Here is a 12,113-nt window from a genome sequence, read left to right as displayed (position 1 = left end):
CAAATTGTTTGATGGAGAAAGCGTTATGTTATTAATCCCTGCCATTGATCTTAAAGAGGGTCACTGCGTTCGATTGCGTCAGGGACGCATGGAAGATAACACTGTATTTTCAGAAGATCCGCTGGCCGTAGCGACCAGATGGGTTGAAGCCGGTGCCAAACGATTGCACATGGTGGATCTGGACGGTGCTTTTGCGGGTAATCCTGTTAACGCTGATGTTATTCATCGAATCTGTGCTGCTTTTCCTGATTTGGATGTTCAGGTGGGGGGCGGCATTCGTGATGAAGATACCATTCAAACTTATCTTGATGCGGGTGTTCGTTACGTGATTATTGGCACCAAAGCCATTAATGCACCGCATTTTGTTGGCGACGTTTGTGCCGAGTTTCCGGGCCATATCATCGTCGGGCTGGATGCTAAAGATGGCAAAGTTGCCATTGATGGCTGGTCTAAATTATCCAATCATGATGTTATCGATATCGCTCAACAATTTGAGCAGGATGGGGTTGAGGCTATTATTTATACTGACATCAGCCGTGACGGCATGATGCAAGGTGTAAATCTGCAATCTACCCGTGATTTAGCCCGTGCCATCAATATCCCGGTAATTGCCTCTGGCGGTGTTACTAACTATGACGATATCAAAGCTCTCTGCCATTACGAGTCTGAAGGTGTTATGGGCGCTATTATTGGCCGGGCCATCTATGAAGGCACCATCGATTTGGCTGAAGGACAGGCATTGGCTGATCGTCTGAACCCACCTCTGCAATTCTGATATGGCACTGGCAAAACGCATCATTCCCTGTCTTGATGTCGATGCTGGACGCGTTGTTAAAGGCGTTCAGTTCGTCGATATCCGTGATGCCGGCGATCCGGTTGAAATCGCCAAACGATATGATGAACAAGGGGCAGATGAACTGACCTTTCTGGATATTACGGCGACTCATCATAATCGCGACACTATGGAAGATGTTGTGAAAGCCGTTGCTTCTCAGGTCTTCATTCCTCTTACTGTTGGTGGCGGCATTCGCACCGTGGCGGACATCCGTCGGATGTTGAATGCCGGTGCTGATAAAGTCGGTATTAATTCCGCAGCGGTTAAAAACCCTGATTTTGTTCGCGAAGCCGCAGAAAAATTCGGCTCACAATGCATCGTTGTGGCAATTGATGCCAAACGTGTTTCTGCTGAAGGTGAAACACCACGATGGGAAATTTTTACCCATGGTGGTCGAGAAGCAACCGGCATCGATGCGGTTGAATGGGCCAAAAAAATGGTTGAACTGGGTGCCGGTGAGATCCTGTTAACCAGTATGGATAGAGATGGCACTAAATCTGGATTTGATCTTGAACTGACCCGCGCGGTCAGTGATGCGGTAGTGGTACCGGTGATTGCCTCCGGTGGAGTCGGTAAATTGCAGGATCTGACTGATGGTATCAAGTTAGGTCATGCTGATGCAGTACTGGCTGCCAGCATTTTTCATTTTGGTGAACATACGGTCGGTGAAGCCAAACAACAAATGGCACAACAAGGTATTGAGGTCCGCTTATGAACGCATGGCTGGATCAAGTGAATTGGGGCAGTGATGGTTTAGCCCCCGTTATCACACAAGAGTTTTCAACCAAGCAAGTACTTACTTTAGCCTGGATGAACAGAGAGTCTTTACAGCTCACTGCAGATACCGGCCACGCGGTGTACTGGTCACGTTCACGCCAAAAGTTGTGGCATAAAGGTGAACAGTCCGGCCATCAGCAAATCATTAAATCAATACGTATTGACTGTGATCAAGATGCCATCTTGCTTGAAGTTGAACAGTTGGGTGGCATTGCTTGTCATACTGGCCGCCACCATTGTTTTTTCCTACAACTGCAAAACGGTGAATGGCAACCAACAGAACCCGTACTGAAAAATCCGGATGAAATTTATCAATGAGTGATACATTGCAAAAGCTGATGCAGGTGCTGAATCAGCGTAAAAATGCCGATGCTGAGAGCTCTTATGTCGCCAGCCTATACACCGCTGGCACTGATAAAATTCTCAAAAAACTTGGCGAAGAAGCCACCGAAACAATTATCGCGGGAAAGGCTGGCGACAAAGATCAAATCGTTTACGAAACTGCAGACCTTTGGTTTCACTCAATGGTTTTACTGGCGCATAATGATATCGACGTTGATAACGTGTTAAAGGAATTGGATCGCCGATTCGGATTGTCCGGACATGATGAAAAAGCCAGTAGGAGCAAAAAATGACCGACTGTATTTTCTGTAAAATTATTGCCGGTGAAATTCCATCCTCAAAGGTTTATGAGGATGAATTGATTTATGTGTTCAAAGATATAAACCCAAAAGCCGATGTACATTTGTTGGTGATTCCAAAACAACATATTGCTCGACTGGATCATCTGGATCAGACTCATCAGACGCTCATTGCACACATGTTCCTCAAGCTTCCAGAGCTGGCAAAGTCGCAGGGCCTGGAAACCGGTTTCCGTACCATTATTAACACTGGTCCCGGTGGCGGTCAGGAAGTCGATCATTTACATATTCATTTGCTAGGCGGTAAAAATCTGCCTGGCTTTCATTAGGAGCGCATCATGGGGTTTGGTGGAATCAGTGTATGGCAACTATTGATTGTTCTAGTCATTGTCATCTTACTTTTCGGTACTAAAAAACTGCGTTCTTTGGGCGGCGATCTTGGCAGTGCCATTCGTAGCTTCAAATCATCAGTTCGTGAAGGCGAAGATGAGAAAAAAGATGAAACTGGTAATTTGAAACATGACAATGAAGCAGAGCAGCATAAACAGCAACACGAAGAACACGACTCAACTAAACGCTAACCATTGTGTTTGATATAGGTTTTTGGGAACTGTTACTGATTGCCGTAGTGGCATTGGTGGTCGTCGGTCCTGAAAGGCTGCCGAAACTGGTTAGAGTCTGTGGTTTATGGCTTGGCCGGGCCAATGCATCACTTCAAGCCGTCAAAAACGATATCGCTAAAGAACTTCGAGCAGAAGAAATTAAACAAGCATTCCAAAAACCCGATGATTTACCCGATTTGAATGAAATCATTGATCTTGATGAACCAATAAAATCTAAACCAAACTCAGACAAACCGTTAGGCGAGTCGTCAGATAAAAAACAGGCCGATGATGGAAAATAGTGAACAACAACCACTTATTTCTCATCTGGTTGAGCTTCGAGATCGCCTGCTGAGAGGGATTCTGGCCATATTAATCGTTGCGATTTGCCTGTTACCGTTCGCTAATGATTTATACCTTATTCTTTCTGCACCTTTGCTTGAGCATCTGCCAGAAACCAGCTCAATGATTGCTACCGAAGTGGCTTCCCCATTTTTAACACCGTTTAAATTAACTCTAACGGTTGCCATTATGCTGGCCATGCCTGTCTTGCTTTACCAGTTATGGGCTTTTATTGCCCCCGGCCTTTATAAACATGAACGTCGTATTGTTTTTCCATTGATGTTTGCCAGTACGCTGTTATTTATTTTAGGAATATTATTCGCGTACTTTGTGGTGTTTCCATTGGTATTTGGATTTTTAACTCAGGCCGCACCTGAGGGTGTCGCGGTGATGACAGATATCAGCAGTTATCTGGATTTTGTTTTGAAGCTATTTTTTGCTTTTGGGCTGGCATTTGAAGTACCCATCGCGACGCTTTTGCTGATCTGGACTGGGATCTCAACTCGAGAAAGTCTTGCTCAAAAACGTCCTTACGTAATTGTCGGCGCGTTTGTTATTGGAATGCTGCTGACACCACCAGATGTGATTTCTCAGACGTTGTTAGCCGTACCAATCTGGTTATTATTTGAATTGGGTTTGCTGGTTTCCAGGTTTATCCCTAAAAACCGAGAAAAACCTGAAATAACAGATTAGTCTCGGTAGCGCATTCTGGTTCCATGTTGCAGCGAAAGCGTGATTTCCTCAGCCGTTAATGGCGTCGGAAAGTAAACCCCCGATATTTTTGCACCATGAATGCTGGCTCCACGAAGACTGATCGCTTGACTGAAATCAATGCCACGTAAATCAGCCTGGCGGAAATAACTGTTACTGAAATCCAGTCCGCTGGCGATTAATCCCTGAAGATTAAGATGGCGAAAATCACAGCTAGTTAAATCGACTTTTTCGCCTTGGGCAATTCGATGATTAAACTCCTCCATCTTTCCATCACGTAACAATTGATAAAGTGGATCTTGAGTGATTTTTGGCTCTGCCATCTTAAACCTCAAACAGTAATATCAATTGTGCCACCCGGATTTTCTATATCAAAACCAGTCGCTTCACTCTGCGTCGCTTCATTGACGACAGCAACGTTTTGCAAACTTGTTGGCTCTTGTTCCTGAGCAACCGTTGTTGATGCTGTTTCACTATTCTGCTGCACCGGCGTCTGACGTCCTACCAATAAAGCTTGTGAAGATAAAGGATTAGTCAATGTAGGCTGACCACTGAAAGGGGCAATACCTGGAATTTCCATTTTGCTGCTCCTATTAAAAACTAGATTTATAGCTTACTCCGATCATTGCACAAATGTAAACGCAGGTTATTGAAAAACCATGTGTTTTCTCTCACTTTTAAGCAATATCGGCAAATACTCTTCTTCGCCCGTTTTTATGCTATCGTTAAGCTGACCTCATACTGAGAGGGAGCAGGTCATGCGATTGGCTAAACAGGTGATTTTGCTATTGGTGATTACCAGCTTATTTGCTTGCGAAAGGCAAATCGAAAAACCTCTGCGAGTCGGAACTATTCCATGGGCTGGCTTTGAAATACTCTATTTAGCACGTGATCTGGCGTATTACGACACTGCTGAGATCCAACTCAAAGAGTTAACTTCTACAACCGATATCCTCAATGCTTTTCGACAAGGCCAATTAGATGCCATTGCTGTGACGCTTGACGAAGCGTTAAGGCTAGCTGAAAACCAATCTGATTTAAAAATTATTCTGATTTTTAATATCTCTGATGGCGCCGACAAGTTAATCGTAACTCCTTCCATCACATCTCTTGCAGAACTCAAAGGTAAACGTATTGCAGTAGAGCAAAGCGGCGTGGGTGCCTATATGCTGTCTCAAATTTTACAAATGGCTAACTTAAGCCCGAATGACATCATTATTATTCCTTCTACCGTCAATCAGCATCCTATTATGTTAAGTAACGGAGATGTTGATGCCGTTATCAGCTTTGATCCCATTGCCTATCAACTGCAAAAGCAGGGATACATCAACCTGATGGATAGTCGTATGTTGTCGGGTCAAATTGTCGACGTTTTAGTCACCAGAGATGTTGCTTTACAACAGCAACGCAAAAACCTTCAGCAATTACTGGAAGGCTACTGGAAAGCTCGAAAATACATGGCGGATAACCCCACAGATGCGATAAGCAGAATTGCCCCGCGTTTAGGTTTGACCAGCGAAGAACTGGTGCTGTTATATGAAAATCTGATTTTGCCTGAGCGTGAACATCAACAAACTATATTTAATCAACAGCTGGAAAGTATTATTGAACCAATGAACACGCTGATGATAGAAACTGGCCTGTTAAAAAATGCGATTGATAGCAAACAATTACTGGTACATGACTTTTTGGATTAATGCATGCATCCAATCCAGACCTATCGCCTGACATTTTGGTTACCGCTTACCGTAACCGTGTTATTTCTCGGTATTTTATTGTTTTTTTCTATTCATGAATATCAACACCGGCTTCATGATATAAAACAAGCCTCTAAAATCCAGCTTCATGAATCGGGATTGCAACTGGGCCATAGTATCGAATATGCCATTGCCAATAATGATTTCCAGCATGCCAGAAGCAGTGTGGCGCGCTTTTCTTTACGTAGTGATGCTCAACTGGCGATATTAATTGATAGCAACAATGTAATTGAATCTGCTTCCTACTTTATCTGGCAGAATCAACCTGCTGACAAAGTGCTTGATGAAAAACTAATGCACTATGTAGAACAAGCACGCTCAGCCCAAAAAATCATTGATGATGACAATGATAAAAACGGCTTATTGACACTGATTTTGCCATTACTGGAGTCAGATCAAAGTCGTGTACTGGTTTTACAAAGCACTATTAACCATAAGTTGCAACGAGCCAGAACAGAAGCGATTACTGCAATTCTTCCTATGATCTTACTAATGGTTTTGGGAAACCTTTTTTTAATTGCCCTTATTCGTAAATTGGTTACAACCCCGTTAAAGGCTTTACAAAACCTCTCACAGCAAATTCAAAACCAACAGTTTGATCTGACAAATCCACTTTCAGGAAATACCGAGCAGGCTCAAATAGGTAAGACATTGGTTGATGCCGCCCAACAATTACAATCTCATATCAGTATTTTGACGGAAAACGAACAGCGTTTAAGAATTACCCTGGAATCAATTGGCGATGCCGTAATTGTTACCGATGCGTCAGGCAAAATTACCCGAATGAACCGTGCTGCCAGTGAACTAACCGCTTGGCATGAAAAAGAGGCTATCGGCCAACCCTTACCGAACGTATTTGATATTTATCAGGCTGATACCGGTGAAAAAATGACCAATCCGGTGGAACTGGTGATTCAGAAAGGTGAAGTGGTTGAATTATCTAACCATACTGTCCTGTTGGCCCGTAATGGTCAGTGTTATCACATATCGGATAGTGCAGCGCCCATTCGGGTAGATCATCTTCGTCAAACCGAAATTCTCGGTGTAATTCTGGTTTTTACCAATGTCTCCCACCAATACCGGCTACGTCAAGAATTACGTCAATCTGTAGATTTTTTAAAAAATTTGCTGACGATAAGCCCCTGTGTCACCTACATTCTGGATGTGAAAGAGGCAACACCTCCAGAATTTCTGCTTAGCTATATCAGTGAGTCTGTTAGCCATTATTCAGGCTATGACGCTGAATATTGGTTAAGTAACCCACAGGCTTGGCAGCAATGCATCCACCCGAATGACCTGAATAAAGTCCGTAAAACCTTATTCACTGTTTTGCAAACCAGCAAACCCATTACTAACCAGTTTCGTTTTCGCCACCGTGACGGGCACTACATCACAGTTCAAGACCACCTTTCCGCCGTAAGGAATGAACAGACTTTAATGTTACAAATTGTCGGCGTAGCTCTGGATGTCACGGAACAAAAACAGACCGCTGAACAAAATGCGTTATTTGGCGAAATTCTTGAGCGCTCTTTAAATGAGATATATGTGTTTGACGCACAGACGCTTAAATTTATTCAAGTAAATCACGGGGCAAAATCCAACCTCGGCTACAGCACCGAAGAATTACAGCAAATGACACCGGTTGATCTAAAAAAAGACTACAACCAAGCATCTTTTAAAGCATTGGTTTCACCACTGTTAAATGGTGAAACCGCAAGAATGATCTTTGAGACCAATCATTGTCGTAAAGATGGAAGCCGCTATGATGTGCATGTGGATTTACAGACCGCAGATTATGGCGAAAGATTAGTGTTTGTTGCGATTATTGAAGATATTAGTGAACGTAAACTGGCGCAAAAAAACCTGCAACAAGAACGCTCTTTATTAAGAAGTATTATTGATTCATCGCCTGATTTAATTTTTTGCAAAGATGATCAAGGAAAATACATTCGTTGCAATAAGGCCGTGATGGCTTTTCTGGGGGCGGATGAAGCAGAGATTATTGGCAAAACCGATTTTGATTTTTATCCGGAAAAACAAGCGCGTAATTACCGGCACAGTGACCAACTCACGCTACAACATGGCACCAGTCAATTTTATGAAGAACAAAAAAATGCCGCTGATGGACAACAGGTTTTTTTTGAAACGCTGAAAACACCGTTTAAAAATGAGTATGGTGAAACCATCGGTGTTCTCGGTATCAGCCGTGATATCAGCCGCCAGCATGAAACAGAAAAAGAATTACGATTGGCCAGTCTGGTATTTAACAATAGTAACGAAGGCATCATTATTACTGACCAGGATAATGTCATCATTACTGTTAATCCGGCTTTTATCGCTATGACCGGCTTCACACCGGAAGAGGCCGTTGGTAAAAACCCATCAATACTCAGCTCCGGAACTCACGATCAGTATTTTTATGAACAAATGTGGGCCCAACTGGAACAAGAAGGTTCCTGGTCCGGAGAAGTACAAAATCGACGCAAAAATGGTGAAACCTATCCACAATGGCTCTCCATTAACCGCGTTGAAAATACCCAACAAAACACGCATAACTATGTCGCCATCATGTCGGACATCAGCAAATACCGTGAGGCAGAAGAGCAGATTAATTTCCTGGCATACCACGATGTATTAACCAGTTTACCGAACCGTGCTTTACTTAAAGATCGTATAGGACAGGCACTGATTTCCGCAGAGCGTCATCAGCAAAAACTGGCTCTACTATATATGGATTTGGATCGGTTTAAATTCATCAATGACAGTCTTGGTCACGCGATAGGCGACAAATTACTGGTAAAAGTTGCCGAGAGATTAAGTGAGCAGGTACGGGAAGAAGACACCATCTGTCGAACCGGGGGAGATGAGTTCATTATTTTACTGCCCGATACGGATGCAGATGGTGCAGGCCATGTGGCACAAAAATTAGTCGAAAATATTACTACTTTGTTTGAGATTGACGGTAATCAGTTATTTGTAACCTTATCGATAGGCATCAGCATTTATCCTGATAATGGTGTGGATGCGGAAAGTCTAAATAAACATGCTGATACGGCGATGTATCGAGCAAAACAGGCGGGACGTAATCAATATCAATTTTTTACCACTGAAATGCATTCGCAAATTGTTTATAAACTGGAATTAGAGCACGCCTTGCGGTTCGCTTTGAGCCGTGACGAGCTGTCGTTGGTTTATCAACCTTTACTGGATATCAATCTGAATAAGATTACCGGTGCTGAAGCATTATTACGCTGGAAACATCCCGAGCTAGGAATGATTTCGCCACTGGATTTCATTCCAATTGCCGAAGAAACCGGCATGATTAATCCAATTGGTCAGTGGATTTTGCATACAGCAATAGCGCAATGTAAACAATGGATAGAGGCAGGCCATGATTTAGTTATTGCAATAAACCTCTCCGCCGTACAATTCAATAATCCGTTATTGGTGAGCATGATTAATTCCATTCTGGATGAATATCAATTAGCAGCGAATAATCTGGAGCTGGAAATTACTGAATCCGTCGCGATGATTAATATTGATTTAACCATTAAACAACTCAAAGCACTGTCTGAAGCCGGAATCCGTCTCTCACTTGATGACTTTGGTACGGGGTATTCCTCATTGAATTACCTGAAAAAATTTCCCATCAACAAACTCAAAATTGATCAAAGTTTTGTGTTTGACATGTTAATTGATGAAGACGATGAAGCCATTGTTGATGCGGTGATAACCTTGGCCCGTTCCTTAGGGCTAAAAACTCTGGCAGAAGGTGTAGAAACACCAGAGCATTTACAAGCATTAAAAAACAAAGGATGTGATTTTATGCAAGGCTTTTTGTTCAGCCGCCCCATTCCGGCTGAACAATTTATTAGCTTGTTAAATCACCCACCCCTGAGTAATTTAGGCGTAGACTGACATTTAAATTGGTAATGGAGCCGAACATGCAACAACAAAAAATTGACCAGATCGAAGTCTTATTACAATTTGATCCTAGCAATACGCTGCAAGGTATAAAAATTCACCATTCAACAGCGCGTGAAGGTCTGGTTGAAGCGGCACAACAATTATTTGATAACGGCTTAATAAGCCAACCAGACGGTGGTTATCTGACCGATCTGGGTCATGAAACCGCTGAACATCTGCATACCGCTATACAGTTGATGTCGCCGCCGAATTAGACGCGCTGGTAAACCTCGAAACTATAGGCATAGTCGTTTTTTTCATCGGCCGGGTGCGATTCCTGGCTGATTAATTGCCACTGCGTTTGATCCCATTCCGGGAACCAGGTATCACCTTCTAATTCAGCATGAACTCGTGTGAGATAAAGTTTATCGACGATATCGAACATCTGCTCAAACAATGAAGAACCTCCGATAACCATTATCTCATCGGCATTTGCAGCAAGCTTTAGTGCGTCCTCAATCGAATTTGCTACATCACATGCTTCAGCCTGATAATCCACTAACGAACTCACCACAATATTTTGCCGACCGGGTAAAGCTCTACCAATTGATTCGTGGGTTTTACGGCCCATTAAAATCGGTTTTCCCATGGTGATCCTGCGAAAATATTGCAAATCTGCAGATAGTCGCCATGGCAGATCATTATCGCGTCCAATTAATCCCTGTTCATCCATTGCCACTACAAACGCCGTTTTCATTGCACACCTCATTGATTAACTACACATAGCATAGCATCGCTTAATTTTTATCCGGTATTATCCATTCAAAGGTAAATCGATCGGATAGGTGAAACATGTTGAATATGCTGGGATCGCTGATAGGCGGCTTAGGTTTGTTTATGTTGGGTATGTGGTTGATGACTGACGGCCTGAAACAAATTGCCGGGGACAAGCTCAATCAAATACTGCAAAGTTGGACCAACACCCGTTTACGCGGCCTCAGTGCAGGCTTTTTGCTCACCGCACTTATTCAACATTCTGGTGCAGTCACTCTGGCAACGATTGGTTTTGCCAATGCCGGCATTATCAGCTTGCGCAGAGCGATGTGGATTGTGTTTGGCAGTAACGTGGGGACGACCGTTACTGGTTGGTTGGTTGTGCTGGTAGGTTTCAATCTGAGTATAGAAAAATTTGCCTTGCCGTTAATTGGTATCGGTATGGCGATGCGTTTATTAGGCAGTAATCGTGGTTATGCCAATATTGGTCTGGCATTAACCGGTTTTGGCCTGCTTTTCATGGGTATAGCCGCTTTAAAAACGACTTTTACCGGTGCCGACAGCTTGTTTGATTTGCACTTTTCCAGCGGCTTATTGGCTGTTGATATTGTGATTTTTGCTTTCGCAGGATTGATCCTGACGACTTTGCTGCAATCTTCCAGTCTTACTTTGACTCTGGCCTTAACCTCGCTCGCTGGCGGAATAATTGGCTTATTGCCAGCTGCTGCCATTGTCATTGGCAGTAACCTGGGCTCCACTACAACCTCAATATTTTCCGTTATCGGTAGTCAGCCAGTGGCAAAACGTATTGTTGCCAGCCACGTTATTTTTAATCTGTTAACCGCTATGGTCAGTCTTATTCTGCTGGTTCCATTAATCTGGCTTATCCATTGGTTTCAACAATTAATTGTTAATGATGTGCAATTTACAACAACGCTGGTTTTATTCCATACCGTATTTAATCTATTGGGTGTTGCCCTTATCTGGAAGCTGGCCGATCCAATGGAAAAATGGTTGAAAACCAAGTTTTCTGCCGTTGATGAAACGATTGCCGAAGCTAAATATCTTGATAAAACCACCTTAAAAATCCCAAATTTAGCCCTTACTTCTATACGTCTTGAATTAATCAGACTGAATCAACATGTCTTAAAAATGGCAACTCACTGCATTCATAAAAACCGTTCGGTGAGTTGGTTAAAAGAGCAACATAAATTCACTGAGCAAAATGTTTTTAAAATTGGTGAATTCAGTCGTCAACTTTACCAGCAACATATTAACGAGCAGATAGCTGAGAAAACTGCTGATTTGATACGAGTATCACAATATTGTGATGCTATCTCTTCGCTAACGGTGGGTATTGCTGAAAATCGTGCATTATCCAGTCAGCCAATTGAAGCTGAATTACAACAACAGCTAGCTCATTTTAATGTGGATTGTTTAATGCTGCTTGATACCGCTGCATTAGATAAACCCAATCCAGTCGTGTCAAATCAACTAAATACTTTGGAAAAAACTTATCTGTCTTTAAAGTCGTTATTGTTACGCCGTGGTGCTGAAGGGAGGCTATCAATTGCCCGTATGGATAAAGAATTAGAAGCGATATCTCAACTAAGACGACTCTGTCAGCAAGCTGTAAAAGCCACTCTATTTTTTGAAACCAGCCAACCTGATCCGCCTATTAATAACCTGGTAAAACAAGCTTAATAACTACGGTATGCTTTGCTTATAAAACAGATCATAAGCTGTGGATAAAATTACCTGTGGATAA

The 12,113-nt window shown here is 42.8% G+C and carries 15 protein-coding genes; 12 read left to right on the top strand and 3 right to left on the bottom strand.

What is annotated here, in order from left to right:
• The first annotated feature begins 25 nt into the window (after nt 1-25).
• From hisA to tatC, 8 genes are read left to right on the top strand one after another with little or no spacing between them, the layout of a single operon-like run.
• Entirely contained in the window at nt 26-775 is a 750-nt protein-coding gene (gene hisA / locus A9E74_RS01430; protein ID WP_069294885.1) for a 1-(5-phosphoribosyl)-5-[(5-phosphoribosylamino)methylideneamino]imidazole-4-carboxamide isomerase, read from the top strand.
• A gap of 1 nt (nt 776) precedes the next feature.
• On the top strand, nt 777-1,550 hold the full coding sequence (gene hisF, locus A9E74_RS01425; RefSeq protein ID WP_069294884.1) for an imidazole glycerol phosphate synthase subunit HisF: 774 nt from the start codon (nt 777-779) through the stop codon (nt 1,548-1,550).
• Complete coding sequence (gene hisI / locus A9E74_RS01420) at nt 1,547-1,930, top strand: phosphoribosyl-AMP cyclohydrolase (protein ID WP_069294883.1); 384 nt, start codon at nt 1,547-1,549, stop codon at nt 1,928-1,930. The genes hisF and hisI overlap by 4 nt, the downstream gene beginning before the upstream one ends.
• A complete protein-coding gene (locus A9E74_RS01415) occupies nt 1,927-2,247 on the top strand; it encodes a phosphoribosyl-ATP diphosphatase (RefSeq protein WP_069294882.1) in 321 nt (106 codons plus the stop codon). Before hisI ends, A9E74_RS01415 begins: the two co-directional genes overlap by 4 nt.
• Nucleotides 2,244-2,582, top strand: a complete 339-nt coding sequence (locus A9E74_RS01410) for a histidine triad nucleotide-binding protein (protein WP_069294881.1) — start codon at nt 2,244-2,246, stop codon at nt 2,580-2,582. The genes A9E74_RS01415 and A9E74_RS01410 overlap by 4 nt, the downstream gene beginning before the upstream one ends.
• Before the next feature lie 9 nt (nt 2,583-2,591).
• Nucleotides 2,592-2,834 (top strand): twin-arginine translocase TatA/TatE family subunit, encoded by a 243-nt coding sequence (gene tatA / locus A9E74_RS01405; RefSeq protein ID WP_069294880.1) that lies wholly within the window; start codon nt 2,592-2,594, stop codon nt 2,832-2,834.
• A 5-nt stretch (nt 2,835-2,839) separates the two neighbouring features.
• Nucleotides 2,840-3,157, top strand: coding sequence for a Sec-independent protein translocase protein TatB (gene tatB, locus A9E74_RS01400; protein ID WP_069294879.1), 318 nt, complete (start codon nt 2,840-2,842; stop codon nt 3,155-3,157).
• Complete coding sequence (gene tatC / locus A9E74_RS01395; protein ID WP_069294937.1) at nt 3,147-3,890, top strand: twin-arginine translocase subunit TatC; 744 nt, start codon at nt 3,147-3,149, stop codon at nt 3,888-3,890. Before tatB ends, tatC begins: the two co-directional genes overlap by 11 nt.
• Here tatC and A9E74_RS01390 read toward each other — a convergent pair.
• Complete coding sequence (locus tag A9E74_RS01390; protein WP_069294878.1) at nt 3,887-4,231, bottom strand: pentapeptide repeat-containing protein; 345 nt, start codon at nt 4,229-4,231, stop codon at nt 3,887-3,889. The genes tatC and A9E74_RS01390 overlap by 4 nt on opposite strands.
• Before the next feature lie 8 nt (nt 4,232-4,239).
• Complete coding sequence (locus A9E74_RS01385) at nt 4,240-4,488, bottom strand: hypothetical protein (protein ID WP_069294877.1); 249 nt, start codon at nt 4,486-4,488, stop codon at nt 4,240-4,242.
• Nucleotides 4,489-4,666: 178 nt separating this feature from the next.
• Between A9E74_RS01385 and A9E74_RS01380 the strand changes: the two genes are divergently transcribed.
• From A9E74_RS01380 to A9E74_RS01370, 3 genes are read left to right on the top strand one after another with little or no spacing between them, the layout of a single operon-like run.
• On the top strand, nt 4,667-5,605 hold the full coding sequence (locus tag A9E74_RS01380) for an ABC transporter substrate-binding protein (RefSeq protein ID WP_069294876.1): 939 nt from the start codon (nt 4,667-4,669) through the stop codon (nt 5,603-5,605).
• Nucleotides 5,606-5,608: 3 nt separating this feature from the next.
• Nucleotides 5,609-9,583 carry a PAS domain S-box protein gene (locus A9E74_RS01375; RefSeq protein WP_069294875.1) on the top strand — a complete coding sequence of 1,325 codons (3,975 nt, stop codon included), beginning with the start codon at nt 5,609-5,611 and terminating at the stop codon, nt 9,581-9,583.
• 26 nt (nt 9,584-9,609) lie between these two features.
• Complete coding sequence (locus A9E74_RS01370) at nt 9,610-9,846, top strand: TIGR02647 family protein (protein ID WP_069294874.1); 237 nt, start codon at nt 9,610-9,612, stop codon at nt 9,844-9,846.
• Here the strand turns inward: A9E74_RS01370 and folA are convergent.
• Nucleotides 9,843-10,328 carry a type 3 dihydrofolate reductase gene (gene folA, locus A9E74_RS01365; RefSeq protein ID WP_069294873.1) on the bottom strand — a complete coding sequence of 162 codons (486 nt, stop codon included), beginning with the start codon at nt 10,326-10,328 and terminating at the stop codon, nt 9,843-9,845. The genes A9E74_RS01370 and folA overlap by 4 nt on opposite strands.
• A 95-nt stretch (nt 10,329-10,423) precedes the next feature.
• Here folA and A9E74_RS01360 point away from each other — a divergent pair, with 95 nt between their 5' ends.
• On the top strand, nt 10,424-12,049 hold the full coding sequence (locus A9E74_RS01360) for a Na/Pi cotransporter family protein (protein ID WP_069294872.1): 1,626 nt from the start codon (nt 10,424-10,426) through the stop codon (nt 12,047-12,049).
• The last annotated feature ends 64 nt before the right edge of the window (nt 12,050-12,113 follow it).

Origin of the sequence: Methylophaga muralis (assembly GCF_001720165.1) — a bacterium.
Lineage (GTDB): Bacteria > Pseudomonadota > Gammaproteobacteria > Nitrosococcales > Methylophagaceae > Methylophaga > Methylophaga muralis.
The sequence above is the reverse complement of the archived record's forward strand: the minus strand, read 5'-3'. Positions and strand labels throughout refer to the sequence as shown.